General features: G+C 37.4%; 23 protein-coding genes. 9 read left to right on the top strand and 14 right to left on the bottom strand.

Translation table 11 applies throughout. From position 1 onward, the window contains the following. Positions 1 to 7: 7 nt before the first annotated feature. A complete protein-coding gene (locus M997_RS10565) occupies positions 8 to 1,042 on the bottom strand; it encodes a TAXI family TRAP transporter solute-binding subunit (protein WP_064720077.1) in 1,035 nt (344 codons plus the stop codon). Positions 1,043 to 1,492: 450 nt separating this feature from the next. Next, positions 1,493 to 2,005: a DedA family protein gene (locus tag M997_RS10560; RefSeq protein WP_064720076.1), complete on the bottom strand. Its 513-nt coding sequence runs from the start codon at positions 2,003 to 2,005 to the stop codon at positions 1,493 to 1,495. 204 nt (positions 2,006 to 2,209) lie between these two features. Between M997_RS10560 and M997_RS10555 the strand changes: the two genes are divergently transcribed. Then, a complete protein-coding gene (locus M997_RS10555) occupies positions 2,210 to 3,268 on the top strand; it encodes an NAD(P)-dependent alcohol dehydrogenase (RefSeq protein ID WP_064720075.1) in 1,059 nt (352 codons plus the stop codon). 86 nt (positions 3,269 to 3,354) lie between these two features. Here the strand turns inward: M997_RS10555 and M997_RS10550 are convergent, their stop codons facing one another. From M997_RS10550 to budA, 7 genes are all read right to left on the bottom strand, one after another. After that, positions 3,355 to 4,164: an energy-coupling factor ABC transporter ATP-binding protein gene (locus tag M997_RS10550; protein ID WP_064720074.1), complete on the bottom strand. Its 810-nt coding sequence runs from the start codon at positions 4,162 to 4,164 to the stop codon at positions 3,355 to 3,357. Further along, positions 4,151 to 4,993, bottom strand: a complete 843-nt coding sequence (locus M997_RS10545; protein ID WP_064720073.1) for an energy-coupling factor ABC transporter ATP-binding protein — start codon at positions 4,991 to 4,993, stop codon at positions 4,151 to 4,153. Before M997_RS10545 ends, M997_RS10550 begins: the two co-directional genes overlap by 14 nt. Beyond that, a complete protein-coding gene (locus tag M997_RS10540; protein WP_064720072.1) occupies positions 4,984 to 5,688 on the bottom strand; it encodes an energy-coupling factor transporter transmembrane component T in 705 nt (234 codons plus the stop codon). Before M997_RS10540 ends, M997_RS10545 begins: the two co-directional genes overlap by 10 nt. A gap of 2 nt (positions 5,689 to 5,690) precedes the next feature. After that, entirely contained in the window at positions 5,691 to 6,272 is a 582-nt protein-coding gene (locus tag M997_RS10535; RefSeq protein ID WP_064720071.1) for an ECF transporter S component, read from the bottom strand. A gap of 81 nt (positions 6,273 to 6,353) precedes the next feature. Further along, positions 6,354 to 6,782 carry a PPC domain-containing DNA-binding protein gene (locus M997_RS10530; RefSeq protein WP_064720070.1) on the bottom strand — a complete coding sequence of 143 codons (429 nt, stop codon included), beginning with the start codon at positions 6,780 to 6,782 and terminating at the stop codon, positions 6,354 to 6,356. Positions 6,783 to 7,084: 302 nt separating this feature from the next. Next, the gene (gene alsS, locus M997_RS10525) at positions 7,085 to 8,764 is read right to left on the bottom strand and encodes an acetolactate synthase AlsS (protein ID WP_064720069.1); all 1,680 of its coding nucleotides are present in this window, start codon (positions 8,762 to 8,764) and stop codon (positions 7,085 to 7,087) included. A gap of 66 nt (positions 8,765 to 8,830) precedes the next feature. Beyond that, entirely contained in the window at positions 8,831 to 9,658 is an 828-nt protein-coding gene (gene budA, locus M997_RS10520; protein WP_064720068.1) for an acetolactate decarboxylase, read from the bottom strand. Between the two features lie 270 nt (positions 9,659 to 9,928). Between budA and M997_RS10515 the strand changes: the two genes are divergently transcribed. Then, positions 9,929 to 11,767, top strand: a complete 1,839-nt coding sequence (locus M997_RS10515; protein ID WP_064720067.1) for a pentapeptide repeat-containing protein — start codon at positions 9,929 to 9,931, stop codon at positions 11,765 to 11,767. 95 nt (positions 11,768 to 11,862) lie between these two features. Here M997_RS10515 and ychF read toward each other — a convergent pair whose 3' ends face one another. Together ychF and pth are read right to left on the bottom strand one after the other, a co-directional pair. Next, the gene (gene ychF, locus M997_RS10510; RefSeq protein ID WP_064720066.1) at positions 11,863 to 12,954 is read right to left on the bottom strand and encodes a redox-regulated ATPase YchF; all 1,092 of its coding nucleotides are present in this window, start codon (positions 12,952 to 12,954) and stop codon (positions 11,863 to 11,865) included. A 186-nt stretch (positions 12,955 to 13,140) separates the two neighbouring features. Then, entirely contained in the window at positions 13,141 to 13,725 is a 585-nt protein-coding gene (pth, locus tag M997_RS10505; protein ID WP_064720065.1) for an aminoacyl-tRNA hydrolase, read from the bottom strand. 345 nt (positions 13,726 to 14,070) lie between these two features. On the opposite strand from pth, the gene ychH reads away from it, so the two are divergent. After that, positions 14,071 to 14,349 (top strand): stress-induced protein YchH, encoded by a 279-nt coding sequence (ychH, locus tag M997_RS10500; RefSeq protein WP_064720064.1) that lies wholly within the window; start codon positions 14,071 to 14,073, stop codon positions 14,347 to 14,349. A gap of 290 nt (positions 14,350 to 14,639) precedes the next feature. Here ychH and prs read toward each other — a convergent pair whose 3' ends face one another. The 3 genes from prs to lolB form a co-directional block, all read right to left on the bottom strand. After that, positions 14,640 to 15,587, bottom strand: coding sequence for a ribose-phosphate diphosphokinase (gene prs, locus M997_RS10495; protein WP_036912921.1), 948 nt, complete (start codon positions 15,585 to 15,587; stop codon positions 14,640 to 14,642). Positions 15,588 to 15,674: 87 nt separating this feature from the next. After that, a complete protein-coding gene (gene ispE / locus M997_RS10490) occupies positions 15,675 to 16,550 on the bottom strand; it encodes a 4-(cytidine 5'-diphospho)-2-C-methyl-D-erythritol kinase (RefSeq protein ID WP_064720063.1) in 876 nt (291 codons plus the stop codon). Next, positions 16,547 to 17,182 carry a lipoprotein insertase outer membrane protein LolB gene (gene lolB, locus M997_RS10485; RefSeq protein ID WP_064720062.1) on the bottom strand — a complete coding sequence of 212 codons (636 nt, stop codon included), beginning with the start codon at positions 17,180 to 17,182 and terminating at the stop codon, positions 16,547 to 16,549. The genes ispE and lolB overlap by 4 nt, the downstream gene beginning before the upstream one ends. Before the next feature lie 240 nt (positions 17,183 to 17,422). Between lolB and hemA the strand changes: the two genes are divergently transcribed. Genes hemA through mnmL form a run of 6 tightly spaced genes read left to right on the top strand, consistent with a single transcriptional unit; the run spans position 17,423 to position 23,300 of the window. Continuing rightward, the gene (gene hemA, locus M997_RS10480; protein WP_064720061.1) at positions 17,423 to 18,685 is read left to right on the top strand and encodes a glutamyl-tRNA reductase; all 1,263 of its coding nucleotides are present in this window, start codon (positions 17,423 to 17,425) and stop codon (positions 18,683 to 18,685) included. A 28-nt stretch (positions 18,686 to 18,713) separates the two neighbouring features. Continuing rightward, positions 18,714 to 19,796 carry a peptide chain release factor 1 gene (gene prfA, locus M997_RS10475; RefSeq protein ID WP_064720060.1) on the top strand — a complete coding sequence of 361 codons (1,083 nt, stop codon included), beginning with the start codon at positions 18,714 to 18,716 and terminating at the stop codon, positions 19,794 to 19,796. Continuing rightward, positions 19,796 to 20,644: a peptide chain release factor N(5)-glutamine methyltransferase gene (gene prmC, locus M997_RS10470; protein WP_064720059.1), complete on the top strand. Its 849-nt coding sequence runs from the start codon at positions 19,796 to 19,798 to the stop codon at positions 20,642 to 20,644. The genes prfA and prmC overlap by 1 nt, the downstream gene beginning before the upstream one ends. Then, on the top strand, positions 20,628 to 21,437 hold the full coding sequence (gene sirB1 / locus M997_RS10465; RefSeq protein WP_064720176.1) for an invasion regulator SirB1: 810 nt from the start codon (positions 20,628 to 20,630) through the stop codon (positions 21,435 to 21,437). Before prmC ends, sirB1 begins: the two co-directional genes overlap by 17 nt. 55 nt (positions 21,438 to 21,492) lie before the next feature. Continuing rightward, on the top strand, positions 21,493 to 22,347 hold the full coding sequence (gene kdsA, locus M997_RS10460; RefSeq protein ID WP_064720058.1) for a 3-deoxy-8-phosphooctulonate synthase: 855 nt from the start codon (positions 21,493 to 21,495) through the stop codon (positions 22,345 to 22,347). Positions 22,348 to 22,355: 8 nt separating this feature from the next. Continuing rightward, the gene (gene mnmL / locus M997_RS10455; RefSeq protein ID WP_064720057.1) at positions 22,356 to 23,300 is read left to right on the top strand and encodes a tRNA modification radical SAM protein MnmL/YtqA; all 945 of its coding nucleotides are present in this window, start codon (positions 22,356 to 22,358) and stop codon (positions 23,298 to 23,300) included. Positions 23,301 to 23,474 lie beyond the last annotated feature (174 nt).

Below are 23,474 nucleotides of genomic sequence, written 5' to 3'. Positions count from 1 at the left end.
ACTCCTGTTATTTATTATTAATCTGCATTTGGGCTTCTGGCGGAATAAGATAATCGGGGATCGCTAACCCAATTTCTTTGTAATAACGATAAGCACCAAGATGGAGTGGCACAGAAACACCTTTTAATGCATTCTCTGTGGTGATGTATTTCGCAGCACTATGTACTTGATGAACCTCTGGTAGGTTTTCAAACATGGTTTTGGTGAGTTCATAAATTAACTCATCATCCATTGCGGTGGTGGTCATCAAAATATTAGGTTGAGCAATAGTGTCTACTTTTTCAGTTTGGCGAGGATAGGTATCTGCGGGTATTTCAAAGCGAAACCAGGAGTTGGCAATATTATTGATATCGTCTAATTGCTTGTCGGTGACTTCAAGTAATTTTGCACTTACACCACTTGCATACATATCTGTTACCGCAGAAGCAGGAACACCGGCAGGCAACGCACCACCATCAAGGCGACCATCACGCATAGCTGAAACGGTATCTCCATAACCAAGATATTCAGGTGTGATATCTTTTTTGGTTAAATTGACACCTTGTAAAATAATTATCGTAGATTGTTCTGTACCACTGGCTTGTGGGCCAACAGAGAAGCTGGTTGAGCGAATATCCTCTAATGTGCCAGTTTTCACTTTATTATTCATCAAAACAAAGTGTTCTACGTTAGGCCATAACATTGAAATAGAACGCAGATTTTTTTCTGGTTTACCTTCAAAATTACGCACGCCATCGTAAGCTTCTACTGCTAATAAGCTTTGTAAAATGGAAAGCTGAGCCTCATTTTTCTGCATTAGATAGATATTTTCTATCGATCCAGCAGAGGATTGCCCTGTAACTTGCACGCCTCTATCTTTTAAATGCGTACTCCAAACATTGGCCAAACCGACCCCCATTGGATAATACGTTCCTCCGGTTGATGCGGTTGCTACAGAAAGAAATTGTTTATTCGCATTCTCTTTTTTGCCGATCACTGCTAATGAAATAACAGCAATAACAGCAACAAGACCAATGGCGAGCTTTGTTTTTTTTATTCTCATGATGTTGTTGTTCCTGTACATAAAAATGCAGGTGAATGTTTCACACTAACTTGTATACAACATGACAACTTCAATAGGTAAATAAAGGTTGGTAAATTGTGAACCAACTTGATTAATTTAAAACAAAAAGATAACAAACTGTGATCATCTCTGTAATTATGTAAATTTTAATCATATTTATGGTGTTAACTAGGAAAGGCGACAGAAAATATCGATAAGAAAATAAGCAGTGAGAAAAAAAACTAAAAGTAAGGTAAAAATCCGAGGAATTAGATAAATAAGTCATAAAAAGACTAATTAAGATGAATAATAAGAAAAATAGTTAAGAAAATATGAAAATAGATAAGCTAATCATGTTAAGTGAGCAGCTAAAACAAGCGTGTGGGATAATGGAAAAGTGGTAGCGAAAGAAAAAGTCGCTGAATAGTAATGAGTTGAGTAGTCAGCTTGTTATAACGTGATGTTAAGTACTCCAGTTGCAATTAAAACAAAAAGTGCAGACCAAACTAATGCAGATATTGCGCTGGTTATATAAATACCATAGGCGGGTAATTTTAATAACCCTGCGCTAAATGGCGTTAAATAACGCAATACTGCAAGAAAACGTGAAATAAAAACAATGCAATAGGTTTTGCTTTTTAATAACTGCTGTAGACGATTAATTTTCGATTGATAACGAGATACTCTTTTTTCAAGGCGAGGAAAACGATAAATAAAGCGGCCAAGTTCATAGCTCATAATAGAGCCTAATAAAGCGCCACAACCAGCTGCAAGCCAAAGAAAAATAGGTGAATAAGTGGGTAAACAAAGACTAAATATTAATAACAACATAAGTGATGCTGGTGGTAAAAGGGAAGAAATACCTATCGTCGATTTACCGGCAGTTAATAAAGTAATAGAGATAAATAACGTTATTGGAGATAAATGATTTAATGAATCAATAATGAAATTAAATACCTCCATTTTTATTTTCTCCAGTTATTCTTAATTTATATAAATAATATTTATGTTCACTGAGTTTTAATTTTTCAATGAAATTTGTTTTTTTGTACCATATGCTAACAAAACTTAGAGATATAAAGCAATTATTTCAATAACAGCTATGCTAAATAAGTATGATTTCAGATGTTTTTTAATTTTTTATTAATATATAGGGGAATTGTTTAAATGGTAAATAAGATCCTTGGCTATGCTGCTAAATCACCATCAGCTCCTTTAGCCCCTTATCAATTTGAAGTGCGTTCGTTACGTGAAGATGATGTCGCTATTGATATTCTTTATTGTGGCGTTTGCCATTCAGATTTACACCAAGCGCGTAATGATTGGAATGCAAGTATCTATCCTATAGTACCAGGACATGAAATTATTGGTCATGTAACCGCGGTAGGAAATAAAGTAAATAAATTTAAAGTGGGTGATTTAGTTGGTGTGGGATGCATGGTAGATTCTTGTCGCCATTGTTCTGCGTGCCAACAAGGATTAGAGCAATATTGTGAAGAAGGATTCACCTTTACTTATAATAGCCATGATCGTCATGATAATCGGGTAACTTATGGCGGGTATGCGCAAGCTATTTTATGTGCTGAAGATTTTGTACTTCATGTTCCTAATAATTTAGCACCTGAAGGTGTTGCGCCTTTATTATGTGCAGGAATTACGACATGGTCGCCACTGCGCCAATGGGGAGTCACGAAGGGGAGTAAAGTTGCCATCATTGGGTTGGGTGGTTTGGGGCATATGGCGTTAAAATTTGCCCATGCACTCGGTGCTGAAGTGACATTATTTACACGCTCAATAGATAAAGAAGCTGATGCGCGACGTTTAGGTGCACATCATGTTGTATTATCTACCGATAAAGCACAAATGGATGCTGTAAAGAATGAGTTTGAAGTCATTATTGATACAGTACCTTACTCGCATGATATTAACCCTTATTTACCAACATTAATGATTGATGGCACATTAGTTTTTGTTGGTTTAATTGGTGATGTTGAGCCAACAATTAATACGAGTGCTATGATATTTGGGCGCAGAGCTGTTGCGGGATCTTGCATTGGTGGAATAGCAGAAACCCAAGAGATGCTGGATTTTTGTGGTAAACATAATATTACGGCAGATATAGAGTTAATTGATATTAAAAATATTAACCAAGCATTCGAGAGAATGATAAAGAGTGATGTGAAATATCGCTTTGTTATTGATATGAAAACGTTGTCTGAAAATTAAAGTAAATGTTTAATATTATATTCTGAAAGATAAATTTCAATATTTAATAAATTTTTATCTCGATATTTTATTATCTTAATCATTTATTATAATGCAGATTTTCTAGCAATTAACATTTCAGCCCATTGTGTTGGGTTGTTTTTAATAGGTAAACCTAATCTCTTACTTAACGAATAAAGTGTTGGTGCTGGTAATACAGAAGGTGGTTGAAGTGTTGGATTAATTAATACTTGTTCTGGTGCACCATCAGCAATTAATTGACCCGCAGATAAATGAATAATACGGCGAAAATGTCGAGCAGAAAAATCAAGGTCGTGGCTAATCGCTAGCACTGATGTACCTTGCTTTTTTTGTATATTCAGCCAATGTTCAAATTTTTTTAACCAGTAAGCGTCAAAATCACGTGTTGGTTCATCTAGTAATAATAACTGAGGAGAAACGATACTTAAGCTGGCGACGGCAACCATTCGACGTTGGCCTGCATGTAAATCTAATGGATGAATATTGGCAACGTCGGTTAAGCCACAAAGTTCAAGTGTTTCGTTTAATAGATGTTCTTTTTCTACTTTAGGAATTTTACGTTGTTTTAAGCCAAAAAGAATTTCATCTTTTACTGTGCTGTGAAAAATTTGGCGTTCAGGTTCTTGAAATAACACGCCAATCTGACAAGCACGTTGTGCTGCTTTAATATGAGATAAGTTTTGTTCGTTTAATCGAACTGTGCCTTGCTCTGGTTTTAATAATCCAGCGGCTAGGCGTAATAATGTAGATTTTCCTGCTCCATTATCGCCAACTAATGTTACCCATTCACCTTTATTTAGTGTTAAAGAAAGTTGTGATATACAAGGTGACTCATCTTCACTCCAACGATAAGTGATTTTATCAAGCTGTAGCATAAAACTCCTTAAATGCTTTAAGTAATGCTTGGTCATTATCAACAATGGGCTGTTTCCAATGACCTTGTTCAACTAACCAAGCAAATGCTTGCCATGCATCAGGTGCATTAACTGTTGAAATAGCCATAGGAAAAACTTGCTGCAATAAGCCCTGAGATTTTACTTTTCCGGCTTCTAATAATAAAAAGTGATCACTTAAGCTAATTGCTGGAAGTAGATTGCGTTCAAATACAATTACGCTGCAATTATATTCTTTAGCATAACGCTTAATTTGTTGCTGCAATTGCTGTGTAGCATTAGATGTTAAACGACTAAAGGCTTCATCTAATAATAAAAGCTGGGGATGCATAGCAAGCGCACTAGCAATAACGACACGTTGAGCTTCTCCACCTGATAGTGTGGCAGGGTGGCGAAAGCGTAGTTTTTCACATTGTGTTATTGCTAATGCTTCCTTTACACGAAACCTAATTTCATTGGCACTTAACCCTATATTTTCAGGGCCAAAAGCCACTTCTTGTTCAACAGTAAAAGCACAGCCAGAGAGTTGTAATTGCGGGGATTGTTGTACTAATTGACGTCCGGGGGCTAAAGAAACTAATCGGCTTTTGTCTAAATCAATTTCTTGCACAATACCTGAACCTTGAATTGTGCCGCTAAGTAAATCAGGAAACCAGCCAGCGATTAGTTGAGCTAGTAGACTTTTTCCGCTGCCATTGCCGCCTAATACGACTAACCATTCACCTTGATAAAGTTGAAGATCGATAGGTCCTATAATTGGCCGTTCTTCATTTTTAGGTGTAAAGCTGAGTTGTTGTAAATTTACCACCATAACCAAATCCCCCCTTCAATAAGGATTATTAATAAAATGGCATAACGAAGAACCACTTGAAGTGAGCTGTCAGTAGGTGGTGATAGCATGGTTCTTTTAGCAATAATCCGAAATCCTCGCATATCTAATGCTGCGCCACGAATAGCTAAGTCACTTAGGGTATGGCTTATTAAAGGAAAAAGTACGGCAGGTAACGCGCTTAAACGCTGATAAAAGTTACCATCAAGGGGGACACCTCTTGCTAATTGTGCTTCTTTTATATTTTGTAGTTGCTGATTTAATTGTTCTACAAGTAATAATGGTCCAGCTAAGAGATAAGAAAAGCTAACAGGTAAACGGCTCGCAAAAAGTGCTTTTATAAATTGTTCAGTAGTTGTGTATTGTAGCCATAATTGTGCGGCGCTTATTATGGCTAATAATCTTAACCAAAGCGCAATAGCAGCATGTTGGTTACTGGTATCTAAAGACGCATTGGTTATCCAGTGGGCAAGCCAACCACTGTGAACGAGCCATAATCCGATAGCCATTGGGATCATTAACCATGCAATAAAGCGCCACCGCCAGCGTGACGCTGTCCAGATTAATACGCTAATAAAAACGCCACCGCTGATAAGTAGCAATGGCAAATCTAAAGGTAGATAAATAACACTCGCACTAAGCCAAAACCAGAGTGCAAGTGAGGTAAACGGATGCATTGTCAACTAACCTTTGCCATCGATGGAAAATTACGTTGTGCTCGTTGTGGTAATCGACGTACTAAAATCCATGCAATAATGGCGGATAATATTTTATCGGCAAGATTAGCGCCCAACACAGTAATAGCAACAGATTCAACTAATCCTTCGCCAACAGCATGGAAATAAGCAACAAAGAAATCAGCGCCGCTTCCGGTTGTACCGGCGAATAAATAAGTACGAATTGGCACCGCGACCAACATTAAAGCCAAAGTGATAAGGATACCAGAGCCAATAACGCGAGTAAGAGAGCGAAAGCCACCAACACGAGCCAGTAAACCTGCACTTAATCCGATCATCATGGCAACAGGAGCAAAAGCGGCGGCTATAGGACCACTAATTAATCCCCACAATAGATTTGTCAATAAGCCAGTAAATAAAGCAACCCAAGGGCCACCTAATAATGCACAAATTAATGTGCCAATAGAATCTAGGAAAATAGGAAGTTTAAGCATCGAGGTAATTTGACCACCGATCATATTAATTGCGATAGAGACCACAATAAGAACTAGAGTACGACTCGATATAAGGGGCGTTGTAGACATAATTAAAAAAACCTTTGTAAAAGAGTAGTTATTATTGGTTTTATTACAGATGCGTAAATATATTCTCTTATCTGCGGGGTTTTATTTACGCGGCGTGATGACTAACTCTTCATAACCAGAGTATTTACAAGGTTGACGGCTAAAAGTCACTTGCTCTAACTCACCAATAACGAGCTCTAGCGTTGTGCGCACTGTACAACCTGGCATCATATGTCCACCACACATTAATCCATTTTCATCTGATACTGCTAAATGAAGATGTTCACTTGAGGCATCTAATGTGCCAATGAGTGAAACAATTTCAAACTTACCTGTAATATAACGATTTTCTTCACGACCTGCGAAACGTAATACCACATCTGTTAAACTCCCCACACAACCCGCAATAAATGCCGATTTCAGATTTTTTTCTTTAATAATCTGTCGTAATGCCATAATCACATCCTCATTAGGGAGAAGGCGAAGAGCAATAAATCGAGCATGAGAAGAAAGTGATGAGGTGTGAAACATGATGATTATCCTAATCTGAAAGTCTATATTTAATTTATTATGGTTATTGTAAGCACTAAAATGACTGTGTCAGATAAGATAAAACTTAGTTTATTTGTATTATCTACTTTCATTTTTATGCACAAAATTCGCATAACGTATTATTAATAAAAAAAACGAAAGAAGAAATAACGAATAACCTTTTATTAACAATGAAGTTGCTTTGTATCAAAACAAGAAGATATGAAGAAAAATAAAAAAGGCAAAGGATGAGTGGAAAATACTCACCCTTATTTTTTAAATACGGCGTTTAAGTAAGATAACTAAATAATTATATTATAATTGATGTGTTCCATTAATTTTGCATTATCCCGATAATCGACAGGAATAGCGAGAACAGCGGGTCCCTCAACAGCCATTGCTTCATGTAAAACGGTACGTAACTGAGACGCACATGTTACATCAAAGCCTTTAGCGCCAAATGATTCAGCATAGTGTTTGAAATCAATGGCACCAAATTTTACGCCAGAATAACGTCCATATTTTTCCTGCTCTTGCATCTCAACCATATTATAGGCGTTATCTACCCAGATTATATGCAAGATATTGGTGTTTAGACGAACAGCAGTTTCTAATTCCATAGACGATTGCATAAAGCCACCATCACCAGAAACTGAAATAATTTTATCCGATGGGCGAACAAAAGAGGCTCCAATTCCCCAAGGTAGGGCAACCCCCATTGTTTGCTGGCCATTAGAAATCAGCATTTGTCTTGCTCTAAAGCTATAAAGATAACGTGCAAGCCAAATATGGAAACTTCCCATATCGATGCAAAGCGTTACATCATTATTAATAATATCCTGCATCTCATGAATAATGGTTAAAGGGTGAATAGGGTTACCTTGTCTAAAATAACTATTCTGTTGCAGCGTTTCTCTTTGTTGGCGAATTTTTTCTAAAACCTGACGAGTGTTATTTGAGAGTGTAATTTGAGATGTGGATTGTTTAGCGAAACGCTGAGTTAAATTATCGAGGGTTAACTTAATATTGCCAGTCAATTCTAAATCAGGACAGTAAGCTAAATCTATTTCAGCCGGAATTTCATCAATATGAATAATATTGGCGTTGTGGTGATTCCACAATGAAGGCTCATATTCAATAGGGCTATAACCTAACGTAATGACTAAATCTGCATAGGAAAGTAGTTCATCTCCCGGTTGGTTATTAAATAAACCAATTCGCCCTGCAAATAAAGAGAAATGGCGATGAGCAATAGCACCTGCTGATTGATAAGTTCCCACAATTGGAAGGGGGCAAATATCAAGTAGTGATTGTAATGCTAGCGCATTATCAGGAAAACTTGCCTGTAAACCTAATAAAATAACAGGACTTTTTGCCGTTAATAATAATTTAACTGCTTCATTTATGGCATCATTATTAGCGCTACCTATATTAGATTTAGATTTTGGTACTAATATTGGGCTATCAACGGCATTATTTAAAATATCCATTGGAAACGTTAAGAATGCAGAGCCGGGTCTTCCTGATTCTGCATGGCGAAACGCATTGACCATGGTTTCAGAAATAGATTTTGCAGAATCTATTTCTGCACAAAATTTTGTAATTGGATTAAACATGGTAACCGTATCCATGCTTTGATGAACCAGTTTTAATCTATCAGCCGATTTTACTGAACCCCCTAATGCAACTAATGGATCACCTTCGGAAGTTGCCGTTGCAATGCCTGTTGCCAGATTAGAACATCCCGGTCCTGAGGTTGCAATTGCAACGCCTGCCTTACCTGTTAAACGCCCAACGGCAGCAGCCATAAAGGCAGCATTAGCTTCATGACGAACAACCACGGTTTCAATACTGGAATCAACAAGCGAATCGAATATACGATCAATTTTTGCACCCGGAATACCAAACACCTGTTTAATGCCATGTCGTTCTAATTGTTTGACGACTAAATCTGCACCACATTTCCAATGATGAGTGTTCATATAACCTTCTTTTATTTTGCAAGTGAATAAAATACGAGTTGGTAATAAAACTAAGGGGGTTCTAGATTAATTTTCGGCTTGCTTTATTGCCTGATGCAGATTATCTGGCATTAAGTTCGCTTGGAGGAAAGTTGAATGACTAGGTAAATCAATGGTAAAGCGGGAAATTACACCTATTTTTAAAGTGCCATATTTTAAATAGTAATCAAGAACATGGCCGCCACCTTGGCGTTGTTGATTAATATAATGTTCATGAAATCCAGCAACATTTATACCTTGCGTAAATTGTGGTGAGCGAAAGCCAGCAATAATACCGATTTCATTGTGAAAGGTGAAAATAGGTTGATTTTTTATCGCCTCTAACATAGGAGAGTAAGGAGGTTCTTGGCGAGGAACAGTACGTGTTTTAACTAATTCAAATTCGCCTTCAATTTTAATTGCACAAAAAAGATTATCGGAAGGAACATACTGATTGATGGTGTTATGTATTTCTTGCTGTGAGGCACCATAAGAAAACGAATGTTCAATATCAGAATTAAAAAAGGTCATCACAGCAAAAGGGGATTTTTGAGAATATAATGCTCTACGGGCACTACCATCAGAACGCAATTGGAAAACGTTGTTATCAAAAGCAACTAATTCACCATCAAGTTGATCAAAGGTGCCTAAACCAAAATCACCTTGTTTTAATAAATCAGCAATAGTCACATCACTATCATAAACGCCGGCAATTAAACTGCTCATTAATGAATTTTGATAAATGGTACATTCAGGATGATTATTAATATAATTATTTAGATTGGTTATTATCTCTTGGCTACATTGACAACTACTGTTTTTATTATGGGCTATATCGCTATTATTTCGCATATTATGGTTTAAATTATCATTCATAATGAAACTGCTCCTTATTGGAAATAAGTGGTCATTAATTGACTATCAATTTAATTATTGGTCCCATTGATAAAAAATTCAAATGTTTTTATTGTTATTAAAATATTGATAATGGTCCCCCCACTTTTTAGATTTGTGTAGTTATTATTTTATAAAGTTATTTGAATGGTTTTTTTTAATCATTTGAGGGTGATTACTTTATTAAAGTAGTACTTATAAATAGTTGTTATGGTAGATTTAAATACATAATTAATTATATAGATGACCATTATGAATATAGTGTTTACATATCTAAAGGCTCATTTGGCTAAGGATACTACAGCTGCTGTTGATGTGGCAGATTATCATCCTTCTTTTAAGAACTTAGCTTTTGCAAGAAGAATATTGGATATAAAATTAACAACTGCTGAATATAATTTCCATCGTAAATATAAGAAGCGTGAACTTAATAAAATTAAAGTAATTAAATATAGAATGCTGATTAAAAAAATAGACACCATCAGTCAAAGAAAAACATATTTCGATAAAGATCTCAGGAATGGAAATTTTGAGATTTTAAATAAACTTAATCATTTTAGAATTAAAACAAATAATGATTTTTCAAATTCTAATATTTCCAATGTTGATTTAAGTGATATATTTTTGGATGGCTCAAAATTTATAAATAGTGATTTGAGCGGAACTAAAATCCATATAAACGATGCTAATTTTTCGAATGCCAAGCTTGATAATGCAGAAATAGAATTTAATCTTGGATGCATAGATAAAAATTTTATGGATAAAAAATTAATTGATAATTCAGACGAAAAAACATTATTTCATACTCTTAGAAGTATTGATGATAAATATTCCGATATTAAAATAAAACTCGTTAATCAATTAATCAAGGATGTGGGGTATCCTAATAATATCTATGTAAATTCAAATCATATTAATTCGTTTCTAAATTACATTTTTTCAAAAGAATATTATTTGGAAGATAAAGAGATTAGAAATTCCGTTAAATCTTTGCTTGATAAATTAACTCTAACTGAAAATGATGAAAAATATATAAAACCAAAGTACGTATCGTTATATCTGGATATGATTTCCAAGTTTTTTAATGATCAAGAAAAGAATGATTTCATGTTGGAAGATAATGGGGATTTTATTAAGTTAATGGCAATCTCTCTTTATCATGATGATATAAATATCCGAGAAAAATCTAGAGATTTATATGATAAATATCTTAAATTAGAAAAAGTGAAACCTTTTTCTGAAGGAATTAAAGTTGGTAATGATGAAAGGGTTGATTGGGATAGTGAAGGTGCAGGCAATAATATTATCCTTATTAACAAAGATAAAACCATGGTGACAAGCTATAAAGAATTAAATAAAATGCTATTTGCCGACCCTACAAAAGCGGATATACAGTGGAATTCATTTTCTCTTTATATCAAAGAAGATGAACAGACTATTAATAGAATCAATCTTTATAATTTATTTAATAAAGATTTTAAGATCTTTAAAGATAATTATAATGTTTTTAAAGATAGTTGTCATGTTCTCATTCTTCATGAGAAATTTAATAAACTAGCATTAAATTTTGGCGACTACGCTGAAAGATTCTATTCTGCTTTCATTGGTAATCATATTCTGGCTGAAGATAGATTAATTGATCGCGATAAGAAAGAGCAAACTAAAATGTATGGGGTTTTAAATGAATTAATAGATATCCCAGAGAACAATATTTTAATGACATCACTCAAAAATGAACATTATCAACAAATATATGACATTTTTGAATTAAACGGGTTAAGTAATGAAGAAAAGTCTAAGTACTTACTGTGCCTTGCAATTATATTTGTTAAATATTCATCTAACGATGTATTTGGTCTGGGGAACGGGTCGCCTCGATCGTTGAAATTCTATGCTTATGCATTAATAAATAAAGCTAATGAATTAGATAAAAGATTAATGGGCGATGATTATAATGATGTTATATCTGATTTATTGGTAAGCGGTAATGAGACCACTGAAACAACCGGCCTTTATTTCCGAATGAGAGCATATGGAGAAATACACTGTGCTCCTATTTTTAATGAGATGATGCCACCACAGTGGAAGTAATACTTATTTAAAGTAAAACCATAAAAAAACCCAAAAGTTGATCTTCAACTTTTGGGTTTTTATTTAAGAAAATGTAGCTTTTGTGATTAAGAGACTTAGACGTTAAACAAGAAGTTCATCACATCGCCATCTTGAACAATATATTCTTTACCTTCGGCTCGCATTTTTCCGGCCTCTTTTGCGCCTTGCTCACCACCGTAAGTGATAAAATCGTTATAAGCGATAGTTTGAGCGCGGATAAAGCCCTTTTCAAAGTCGGTATGGATTTTACCTGCTGCTTGTGGCGCTGTTGCACCCACAGGGATTGTCCATGCGCGAACTTCTTTTACGCCAGCTGTGAAGTAGGTTTGTAAGTTCAGTAATGAATAACCTGCGCGAATAACACGGTTTAAACCCGGTTCTTCAATGCCTAAATCTTGCATAAATTCTTCGCGTTCAGCATCTTCTAACTCAGCAATATCGGCTTCGATAGCGGCACAAACAGGAACAACCACAGAGCCTTCTGCTTCGGCAATTTTGCGAACGGTTTCAAGGTAAGGGTTATTTTCAAAACCATCTTCATTAACGTTTGCAATATACATGGTTGGTTTTAAGGTTAAGAAGCTTAAGTGGCGGATAGTTGCTTTTTCTTCTTCGCTTAAATCAAGTGCGCGTAACATGCCTGCGTTTTCTAAATGTGGTAAACATTTTTCTAACACTTCAACTTCTGCTTTAGCAATTTTATCGCCACCTTTAGCTTTTTTCTGGTTACGATGAATTGCACGTTCACAGGTATCTAAATCAGAAAGCGCTAATTCGGTATTGATAGTGTCAATATCTTCTGCCGGATCAACTTTACCCGCAACGTGAATAATATTGTCATTTTCAAAACAACGAACTACATGACCTATTGCTTCAGTTTCACGAATATTAGTCAGAAATTGGTTACCTAAACCTTCACCTTTAGAGGCACCTTTTACTAAGCCCGCGATATCAACGAATTCCATTGTTGTTGGTAAAATACGCTGTGGCTTAACAATTTCAGCCAGTTTATCTAAGCGAGGATCAGGCATTGGAACAACACCTGTGTTTGGTTCGATAGTACAGAATGGGAAGTTGGCTGCCTCAATACCGGCCTTAGTTAAGGCATTAAACAGTGTAGATTTCCCTACGTTAGGCAGACCGACGATACCACATTTAAATCCCATAAACGTTCACCTTGTCACAAAAAAACGACAGAGAGGAGAGTCCCTGTTGTGCTGTTAAAAAAATTTGGCGCTATTATAGAACAAATCCCTGTTTGATTAAATCATCAGGGATTAATTGCGCAGAAGAGGGAGAAAAACGACTTCACCCATCGGAAATTTATGGCTAATTAAAACCAATATTAATAATTAGGCTTTAAAGCTATGCAAACGATTTATGGCTTTTTCAAGACCATCGCGCATTAAGATATCAGTACAAGAAAGCGCTTCATCAATTGCATCGTCAATTAATTTTTGTTCACTCATTGGCGGTTTCCCTAATACAAAGCCAACGACTTTATTTTTATCGCCGGGATGGCCAATACCAATACGTAAACGATAGAAATTAGGGTTATTGCTAAATTTACTTTGGATATCTTTCAAGCCATTATGGCCACCGTTACCGCCACCTAATTTCATTTTCACAACGCCAGGAGGTAAGTCGAGTTCATCGTGGGCCACTAAAATTTCATTAAGCTCAATACGATAGAAATTCGCCATTGCCTGTACCGCTTTACCACTAAGATTCATAAATGTTGTAGGTACTAATAAGCGAACATCTTCACCGGCTAAATTAATACGCGCAGTATAACCAAAAAATTTACTCTCTTCTTTTAGAGATTGCTGATGACGTTGAGCCAATAAATCTACATACCAAGCACCCGCATTATGACGAGTCTGGGCATAATCTGCACCGGGGTTTGCTAACCCGACGATAAGTTTAATTTTACTCACAATAGCCTTTCACTGTTATCGTCTTAAAAGAAAGGACATAGTTTACCTGTCTAAGACCCGAAGCACAAAATAGATTGCAGAGATTGTTTTTAGTTAAAACACACAAAGGAATATTTACCATTTAATGTAGCAAAAAGAGCTAAAAAAGGAAAAATAGCGCCGTAGACGATTTTTTAGAGCAAGAAAACACATTTTTTGCAAAGAATTGTCAGCATTTTTCAGGACATGTGATCACTTCGACAATAACTTTGTGATATTTATGGCTATAATAACTGCAAAGAAAAAGAGGTTATCCTTTCTGTATTTTGGTGTTGAATCGTCTGACGACGCGCTTGGAGGTGCAACATGAAATATAAACATGCATTTGCAGTTGGTAATTTATGTATGGCTATCGGGATGGTTGTTATGCTCGGTAGTCTTGGTTATACGCTAATTAGCCATATTTTTCCGTTAGGTCTTCCAGAGTTTTTATCTGATATTTCTTTAATGGGAATTTTTATTGGTGCATTGGTGTGGTTAGCTGGTGCACGTATTGGTGGCAGAGAAACAATAGCAGAAAGATATTGGTGGTTACGTAATCATGATGAACGTTATCGTCGCCATGATAACCATCGTTATCCATAGTAAATTTCAATTTTTATCAGAAGCAATTAGTTATTATAAAAATAAAAGTTGAGTTTAAATAATTACAGATAATGAGTTAATGGTTTTTCATTCTTGATTATCTTAAGTAGTAATTATAATAATACATGCCTATAAACCCGTTTTTTCTGTAACGGGTTTTTTATTGCCTTAATTTTACACTATCTCTTTATTTTTCTTTGGTTAGGATGTAAAAAACCCGCCATAACACAATGTAATACAAAGGTTATAACGGGTTTAGTTATCTCATACTACGATGAGTTTTTAACAAATTAATGTTCAAACATCGCAGAGATTGATTCTTCATTGCTGATGCGGCGAATTGCTTCTGCCAGCATGCCTGAAAGAGTCAATGAACGGACTTTATTTAATGCTTTGATTTCTGCTGACAGTGGAATTGTATCGCAGACAACCACTTCATCAATAACAGAGCTTTTGATGTTTTCAACAGCATTACCAGAGAAAATAGGGTGAGTTGCGTAAGCAAATACGCGTTTAGCACCACGTTCTTTCAGGGCTTCTGCCGCTTTGCACAATGTACCACCAGTGTCAATCATGTCATCAACTAGGATACAGTCGCGATTAGCAACGTCACCAATAATATGCATAACTTGAGAAACGTTAGCACGAGGGCGACGTTTATCAATGATAGCCATATCAGTGTCATTCAGAAGTTTAGCGATAGCACGTGCGCGAACAACACCGCCAATATCTGGAGAAACAACAATAGGGTTGTCCAAATCTTTTTGAAGCATATCTTCTAAAAGGATTGGGCTGCCGAAGACATTATCAACCGGTACATCAAAGAACCCTTGGATTTGTTCTGCGTGTAAGTCGCAAGTTAAAACACGGTCTACGCCTACACTAGATAAGAAATCCGCAACAACTTTTGCCGTGATAGGAACACGGGCTGAACGAACACGGCGATCCTGACGGGCATAACCGAAGTAAGGAATAACCGCAGTGATACGACCAGCGGAAGCTCGACGTAATGCGTCAACCATGACCACTAATTCCATTAAGTTATCATTAGTTGGTGCACAGGTTGATTGAATGATAAATACATCACCACCACGTACGTTTTCGTTGATTTGCACACTGACTTCACCGTCGCTAAAACGACCTACAGCAGCGTCTCCTAAGCTAGTGTAGAGTCGGTTGGCAACACGTTGAGCCAGTTCCGGGGTTGCGTTACCAGCAAAAAGCTTCATATCGGGCACGAGAAAAACCTCAGGCTTGCGTCCAGAGAGAGATATTGTTGACCTGTAAAGAACGTGTTTATGGACATAGCGTTTTTAAACATCATATTACGGGTGCAATAACACAGGTATCCTTGAGCGGAATAAATGCACAGGAGAAATGTTAACGCCTTGCGCTACAAATCCATGCACCCACTCAGGGGCGTTAATTAACACTTCACTAGCGGCAACTTGTGATTCGAACTCGCCGAACACACAGGCACCTGTCCCAGTTAAGCGTGACGGAGCATATTCTAACAGCCACGAAAGCAGATATTCAACCTTACGAAAACGTTTTCTTGCGATCATTTCACAGTCATTTTCAAACGGAGCCTGTAATAATGCGCCAAGAGAGCGGATAGGAGAGTTACGTTTTAATTCTGGATCTGTGAAGATTGTCGGAGTTGAAATCGAAATTCCGGGGTGTGCGACTAAATACCATTGCTCTTTTGGTGAAGCTGGGGTCAAAATTTCACCAACACCTTCAGCAAAAGCAGCGTGGCCTTTTACAAAAACGGGGACATCAGCACCTAAGGTTACGCCTAAATCGGCTAATGTTTCATCGCTTAATCCTGCTTGCCAATGCCAATTAAGTGCAATTAGTGTGGTTGCGGCATTAGAAGAACCGCCTCCTAACCCACCACCCATTGGTAATTTCTTGTCGATGCTGATATCAGCACCTTGATATTGCAATGCAATATTATGTTTTTGGCAATAATTACGTAACAAAAGTGCTGCTTTGATGATTAAGTTATCTTCATCTTTAACTCCTTCAACAGGGGTTAAGATATTTAACTGTGTATCTTTGCGCGGCGTAAATGTGAGCGTATCGCCATAATCAAGAAACTGAAAAAGCGTTTGTAGATTATGGTAACCGTCGGCTCGTTGCCCTGTAATGTAAAGAAAAAGGTTTAATTTAGCAGGAGAAGGCCAGCTGAGTGTCATTGCTGTATATCCCAGTTATCCATTTTTAATTTAATAAGGCGGTCACCTTGGCGTAATTCAAGGCGTTGTGGCAGATTCGGCGTGATATTTGAATCGTAGGCTTGATAAGTGATAATCCAATCGCCCTCGGGTGCAGGCCATGTCACTGATTTTAAAAGGTGATGAGCATCTAACTCAAAAATAGTCGCATCACCCGGCAAGCCAATTAGCCAAGCTCGTAGATTTTTTAGTGGAATAACCATGCCTGTTAGCTGATAAATCATTTCGACAGGATCATCGCTATAATATTTTTTGCCTTTGTTATCGGTGACTTCAATAACACTGGGCATCACATTTAAATCCAATTCCGTAGTGCCTAACGGATTCGTTAATAACAAGCGATAACGATCTTCATCTCGGTCTTGCCAATAAAAACGGGCATAAACTTTATGGCTTTGCTCAATGTAGGCAAAAGCACCTCGAGTTTCATATTGTGAAATCTTTTTTAAGGCTTGTTGGCGCTCTTGCCATTGAGCATCGTTATTAGAACCTGAACCCTGAGTATTAATTTGATTAAGGTTACAGGCACTCAGCAACAGCACCGTTAACGGAAGAAGGCGCAATAATTTGGTTGGGGAAAAGCGTGAGCGCATAGCTGAGATATTCCTTAAATTCGTTATCAGTTAAAAAAAAGAGTATCATAAACCCCATGATATAACGATATTTCATTAAATTGTGTATAGAAATCTCGTATCAAACAAGTAAGCTCTTTTATTGGATGTATTCATCAAGTAGAATGGCGGCAATGAAAAGTCCATACTAAATGCGCTGTTTTAGGTTTGCACTAAGTCAGGTCGCGAGGCGGTATTTATTCATAACTCGATATAGTTGATATGACGTTATTAGCATTAGGTATAAATCATAAAACAGCCCCCGTTGCTTTGCGTGAGAAAGTCTCTTTTTCTCCCGATACTATGGGTGATGCCTTAAATAATCTCCTACAGCAACCCGCTGTCAGGGGTGGGGTTGTGCTGTCTACCTGTAACCGTACTGAGCTCTATCTTAGTATGGAAGACAAAGAAAATAGTCATGAACAGCTTATTCATTGGCTGTGTCAATATCACCAAATAGAGCCAAATGAATTACAAAGTAGTGTTTATTGGCATCAAGATAATCAAGCAGTTAGTCACCTAATGCGCGTAGCTAGTGGTTTAGATTCTCTTGTACTGGGTGAGCCACAAATATTAGGTCAAGTTAAAAAAGCTTTTGCAGATTCTCAAAATTATCACTCGCTCTCTTCAGAGCTGGAACGACTTTTCCAGAAATCTTTTTCAGTTGCGAAAAGAGTGAGAACGGAGACTCAAATTGGTGCAAATGCGGTATCTGTTGCTTTTGCTGCTTGTACTTTAGCGCGTCAAATTTTTGAATCACTCTCTTCTTTAACTATTTTACTTGTTGGTGCGGGTGAAACTATTGAGTTAGTTGCTCGTCATTTACGCGAGCATCAAGTTAAGAATATTGTTATTGCTAACCGAACTAAAGAGCGTGCACAACGTTTAGCAAATGAAGTTGATGCAGAAGTAATTACATTAACGGAAATCGATGAACGCCTTGCTCAAGCTGATATTGTGATTAGTTCTACGGCAAGTCCTTTACCTATTATTGGTAAGGGAATGGTTGAACGCGCATTAAAAAAACGTCGAAACCAGCCTATGTTGCTGATTGATATTGCAGTTCCTCGTGATATCGAGCAAGATGTCGAAAAACTTAACAACGTTTATCTTTATAGTGTTGATGATTTAGAAGCCATTATTCAGCATAACCGTGAACAACGCCAAGCCGCAGCTGTTCAAGCAGAACACATTGTTCAGCAAGAGAGCGGTCAGTTTATGGATTGGTTAAGGGCTCAGGGTGCGGTTGGTGTGATAAGAGAATATCGTGATAGTGCTGAAGTATTGCGAGCAGAAATGACCGAAAAAGCCATCAGTCTCATTCAAAATGGTGCCGATGCAGAAAAAGTGATCCAGCAACTTTCTCATCAGTTAATGAATCGTCTTATCCATACACCAACAAAATCTCTTCAACAGGCTGCCAGTGATGGTGATATTGAACGCCTGAATCTATTACGTGAAAGTTTGGGTATTACCCATAATTAACTTTGTCTAACAGGATCTTAATCTACGAATGAAGCCTTCTATTGTCGCTAAGTTGGAAGCTCTACAAGAGCGTTATGAAGAAATTCAGGCACTTCTGTCAGAAGCCGATGTTATTGCCTCTCAGGATCGTTTTCGTGCGCTTTCAAAAGAATATTCTCAATTAACCGATGTCACGGCTTGTTTCAGCCAATGGCGTAGTGTTCAAGATGATATTGAAACGGCCCAAATGATGCTTGATGATCCTGAAATGAAGGAGATGGCACAAGAAGAGCTCAAAGAAGCACAGGCTTTAAATGACGACTTAGAAAATCAATTGCAATTACTGCTATTGCCTAAAGATCCTGATGATGAGTTTAACTGTTTCCTTGAAATTCGAGCCGGAACCGGTGGCGATGAGGCTGCATTGTTTGCGGGTGATTTGTTCCGTATGTATAGCCGCTATGCAGAATCTCGCCGCTGGCGTATTGAAGTCATGAATGCTAACGAAGGTGAGCATGGTGGTTACAAAGAAGTGATCGCTAAAGTGATTGGTGATGGCGCTTATGGCGTATTAAAATTTGAATCTGGTGGGCATCGTGTTCAACGTGTGCCAGAGACAGAATCTCAAGGTCGTATTCATACCTCGGCTTGTACTGTTGCTGTATTAGCTGAAGTGCCAGAGGCAGAATTACCTGATATCAGCCCAAGTGATTTGCGTATCGATACTTTCCGTTCATCAGGTGCGGGTGGTCAGCACGTTAACACCACCGATTCCGCTATTCGTATTACGCATATTCCTACAGGGATTGTGGTGGAATGTCAGGATGAGCGTTCACAGCATAAAAATAAAGCCAAAGCGATGTCGGTGTTAGGTGCGCGTATTCGTGCTGCTGAAATGCAAAAACGTCATGAAGCAGAAGCTTCGGAGCGTCGTAATCTATTAGGTTCAGGTGATCGTTCGGACCGCATCAGGACATATAACTTCCCACAAGGTCGTGTTACTGATCACCGAATCAACTTAACATTTTATCGCTTAGATGAAGTAATGGAAGGCAAGTTAGACCCACTTATTCAACCTATCGTTACTGAATATCAAGCAGATCAGCTTTCTGCACTTTCTGAGTTAAATTAATGAATTATGAACAATGGCTGCAACAAGCAGCCTTGCAATTAATTGAAAGTGACAGCCCAAAGCGCGATGCCGAAATACTTCTTGGGCACGTAACAAAACGTGCTCGTACTTATTTGATTGCTTTTAATGAAACGCAATTATCAGAAATAGAATTAGAACAGCTGGCACAATTATTGGCGCGCCGAATTACGGGGGAGCCAATTGCTTATTTGGTTGGTGAACGAGAATTTTGGTCATTGCCGTTAAAAGTCTCTCCTGCAACGTTAATTCCTCGCCCTGATACAGAATGCCTAGTTGAAAAAGCGCTAGAAAAGCTTATATCAACCCCTGCAAAGATCCTTGATTTAGGTACCGGAACAGGCGCTATTGCGTTAGCTATCGCTTCAGAACGTCCTGATAGCCATATTATTGGTGTGGATTTTCAGCCAGAAGCCGTGGCATTAGCTCAAGAGAACGCTCAAAATTTAGCGTTGAACAACACAGAATTTATGGAAAGTTGCTGGTTTAGTTCACTCTCAGGTCACCAATTTGATATGATAATTAGTAATCCTCCTTACATTGATGAATGTGATGAGCATATTTATCAAGGCGATGTCCGTTTTGAGCCATTAACGGCGTTGGTGGCGGGTAAAAATGGCTTTGCTGATATTGAAACAATCATCACAACTGCAGATCAGTTTTTAACTGATAAAGGCTGGGTATTAATAGAACACGGCTGGCAGCAAGGTGAGGGTGTACGCAAAATTTTTGCTGATAAGGGTTACTGCTGTGTGGAAACTTTCCGTGACTATGGCGGTAATGAGCGAGTGACAGTAGGTCGTTGGAATTATGATAGAAACCATAGCTGATTACGAATTTAATAAAGCCCCTTTGGTAAAAGGGATGATCCTTATCTCTCAGGCTATTCGGCCTGATTTTCCTACTCATTCAGTTAGCTATCAATTAGCTCAGTTAGTTGAACAGGCAGAAGCTGAAATTCCTCAAAACACAAGTGTGCGAGAACGAATTGAAGCGCTATTAAAGCTATTTTATAAACAGTGGCATTTTAGTGGTGCGAGTGGAAAATATTGCCTATCAGATACCTTATGGTTGGATAAAGTATTATCTACACATATTGGTTCTCCTGTTTCATTAGGTTCAATTTTAATTTATATCGCGCAGGCGTTAAATCTGCCATTAGCTCCGGTTATTTTTCCTACACAATTAATTATTAGAATAGATATTCCCGACGAAAAGGCTATATTTTTAAATCCAATTAATGGTGAATATTTATCTCAACATACACTCGAAGTATGGTTGAAAGGAAATATAGGAAATAACTCGATACTTATTGATGCTGATTTAGAAGAATCAGAATATAGCTCAATTATACGAAAGCTATTAGACACATTAAAAGTTTCGTTGATGGAAGAAAAAAATATGGAACAAGCATTAAAAGCGAGTGAAACGGTTTTAATGTTTGACCCAGAAGATCCTTATGAAATACGTGATCGTGGATTAATTTATGCTCAATTAGAATGTAATCATGTGGCGCTTTCTGATTTAAATTACTTTGTTGAGCAATGCCCTGAAGATCCAATTTCAGAAATGATTAAAATCCAAATTCATTCGATAGAACAAAATCCTGTTGTTCTACATTAAAATTTTAAAACGTACTTAATTAAAACAGTACATTACAAACAGTATAGGTATAAATATGCAACATAAAGTGGTGAATATTGGTGATATCAAGGTAGCAAACGACCTACCATTTGTGCTTTTTGGTGGCATGAATGTATTGGAATCGCGCGATTTAGCCATGCGTATTTGTGAGCATTACGTCACTGTTACCCAAAAATTGAATATTCCTTATGTATTCAAAGCCTCTTTTGATAAAGCAAACCGTTCTTCTATCCACTCTTATCGTGGACCTGGTTTAGAAGAAGGAATGAAGATTTTCCAAGAATTAAAAGAAACTTTTGGCGTTAAAATTATCACTGATGTTCATGAGGCTTCACAAGCTCAACCTGTATCTGAAGTGGTTGATGTTATCCAATTACCGGCCTTCTTAGCGCGTCAAACAGACTTAGTTGAAGCAATGGCTAAAACAGGTGCGGTAATTAATGTGAAAAAACCACAGTTTGTCAGCCCAGGCCAAATGGGTAATATCGTTGATAAATTTATAGAAGGCGGTAACGACAAAGTTATTCTATGTGATCGCGGAAGTAACTTTGGTTACGACAATCTTGTTGTCGATATGCTTGGTTTCCATGTCATGATGCAAGCTTCTCAAGGTGCGCCAGTTATTTTTGACGTAACACATTCACTGCAATGCCGTGACCCATTTGGAGCTGCTTCTGGTGGTCGTCGTGCTCAAGTTGCTGAATTAGCACGTGCGGGAATGGCCGTTGGCTTAGCCGGATTATTCCTTGAAGCGCATCCAGATCCAGACAACGCACGTTGCGATGGTCCTTCAGCGCTTCCATTAGCTAAACTAGAGCCATTCTTAGCACAAATTAAAGCTATTGACGATGTGGTAAAAAACTTTCCTGAGTTAGATACCAGTAAATAATTGTTGTTATGCAACTGCATACTGTTGTGAATATGTTCGGCGCTGATCTACAGCGCCGTTATCACGAAAAAATTCATAAAATCAACCTACACGGCGGTTTTAGCTGTCCTAATCGTGATGGTACATTAGGGCGGGGGGGGTGTACGTTTTGTAATGTCTCCTCATTTGCTGATGAACAAACGCAATATCACTCCATTGAAGAACAAGTCGCTGAACAAGCCAAAAATATTAATCGCGCCCGCCGTTATCTTGCCTATTTTCAAGCCTATACCAGCACTTATGCCGAAGTAGAATATTTGCGTACTCTGTATGAAACCGCATTGTTACAAGCGAATATGGTTGGTTTATGTGTCGGTACTCGGCCTGATTGTGTGCCTGTTAGTGTATTAGATTTGCTACAAAGCTATCAAGATCAAGGTTATGAAGTGTGGTTAGAATTGGGTTTACAAACGGCACATAATAAAACGTTAAAACATATTAATCGCGGTCATAATTTTCAATGCTATCAAGCAACAACACGAGAAGCACGGCGACGAGGTTTAAAAGTGTGTACGCATCTTATTGTGGGACTGCCTCGTGAAGATCATCAGCTAAATATGCAAACGCTACAGCATGTTATTGAAACCGGTGTTGATGGGCTTAAATTACATCCTTTACATATTGTTGAAGGAAGTACGATAGCGAAAGCTTGGAAAGCAGGGCGTATAACGCCATTAACCCAAGAAGAATATGTTTATACTGCTGGCGAAATGATCCGTCATACACCTCCTGATATTATTTATCACCGAGTTTGTGCCAGTGCGAGAAAACCTACGTTATTAGCACCAGAATGGTGTGAAAATCACTGGTTAGGAATGAATGCACTTTATCAAGATTTATTAGAGAATGGCGTTCAGGGAAGTGGCATAAATAAGCCGTTTATTCGTTATATTGATAATATTATAAAAGAGTAAGTTTATAGAAATAAGATAACTTCTCTTTTATAAGTAGATTGATGTTTAAATTAAATAGGAGTTGTAAACTTTATTATAACCTTTCGGAATTATAGGGTGTGTAAACATATTTATTGCTTTAGTGTTAATAATAAAAGGGATTATCTAAGCAGAAATAGGGGGTATTATTTATTT

The sequence above is a fragment of the Proteus hauseri ATCC 700826 genome (assembly GCF_001654965.1).
GTDB classification, from domain to species: Bacteria; Pseudomonadota; Gammaproteobacteria; order Enterobacterales; family Enterobacteriaceae; genus Proteus; species Proteus hauseri.
Note: the sequence above shows the minus strand (reverse complement) of the source record. Positions and strands in the feature narration are given on the sequence as shown.

What these genes read in the sequence shown, in the direction of transcription:
- ychH (WP_064720064.1), top strand. Translation starts at nt 14,071, where the DNA reads ATGAAATATAAACATGCATTTGCAGTTGGTAATTTATGTATGGCTATC.
- mnmL (WP_064720057.1), top strand. Translation starts at nt 22,356, where the DNA reads ATGCAACTGCATACTGTTGTGAATATGTTCGGCGCTGATCTACAGCGC.
- prmC (WP_064720059.1), top strand. Translation starts at nt 19,796, where the DNA reads ATGAATTATGAACAATGGCTGCAACAAGCAGCCTTGCAATTAATTGAA.
- M997_RS10545 (WP_064720073.1), bottom strand. Translation starts at nt 4,993, where the DNA reads ATGGTGGTAAATTTACAACAACTCAGCTTTACACCTAAAAATGAAGAA.
- M997_RS10560 (WP_064720076.1), bottom strand. Translation starts at nt 2,005, where the DNA reads ATGGAGGTATTTAATTTCATTATTGATTCATTAAATCATTTATCTCCA.
- M997_RS10515 (WP_064720067.1), top strand. Translation starts at nt 9,929, where the DNA reads ATGAATATAGTGTTTACATATCTAAAGGCTCATTTGGCTAAGGATACT.
- kdsA (WP_064720058.1), top strand. Translation starts at nt 21,493, where the DNA reads ATGCAACATAAAGTGGTGAATATTGGTGATATCAAGGTAGCAAACGAC.
- M997_RS10540 (WP_064720072.1), bottom strand. Translation starts at nt 5,688, where the DNA reads ATGCATCCGTTTACCTCACTTGCACTCTGGTTTTGGCTTAGTGCGAGT.
- budA (WP_064720068.1), bottom strand. Translation starts at nt 9,658, where the DNA reads ATGAATGATAATTTAAACCATAATATGCGAAATAATAGCGATATAGCC.
- lolB (WP_064720062.1), bottom strand. Translation starts at nt 17,182, where the DNA reads ATGCGCTCACGCTTTTCCCCAACCAAATTATTGCGCCTTCTTCCGTTA.
- M997_RS10535 (WP_064720071.1), bottom strand. Translation starts at nt 6,272, where the DNA reads ATGTCTACAACGCCCCTTATATCGAGTCGTACTCTAGTTCTTATTGTG.
- M997_RS10565 (WP_064720077.1), bottom strand. Translation starts at nt 1,042, where the DNA reads ATGAGAATAAAAAAAACAAAGCTCGCCATTGGTCTTGTTGCTGTTATT.
- ispE (WP_064720063.1), bottom strand. Translation starts at nt 16,550, where the DNA reads ATGACACTCAGCTGGCCTTCTCCTGCTAAATTAAACCTTTTTCTTTAC.
- prfA (WP_064720060.1), top strand. Translation starts at nt 18,714, where the DNA reads ATGAAGCCTTCTATTGTCGCTAAGTTGGAAGCTCTACAAGAGCGTTAT.
- M997_RS10550 (WP_064720074.1), bottom strand. Translation starts at nt 4,164, where the DNA reads ATGCTACAGCTTGATAAAATCACTTATCGTTGGAGTGAAGATGAGTCA.
- hemA (WP_064720061.1), top strand. Translation starts at nt 17,423, where the DNA reads ATGACGTTATTAGCATTAGGTATAAATCATAAAACAGCCCCCGTTGCT.
- M997_RS10555 (WP_064720075.1), top strand. Translation starts at nt 2,210, where the DNA reads ATGGTAAATAAGATCCTTGGCTATGCTGCTAAATCACCATCAGCTCCT.
- alsS (WP_064720069.1), bottom strand. Translation starts at nt 8,764, where the DNA reads ATGAACACTCATCATTGGAAATGTGGTGCAGATTTAGTCGTCAAACAA.
- ychF (WP_064720066.1), bottom strand. Translation starts at nt 12,954, where the DNA reads ATGGGATTTAAATGTGGTATCGTCGGTCTGCCTAACGTAGGGAAATCT.
- M997_RS10530 (WP_064720070.1), bottom strand. Translation starts at nt 6,782, where the DNA reads ATGTTTCACACCTCATCACTTTCTTCTCATGCTCGATTTATTGCTCTT.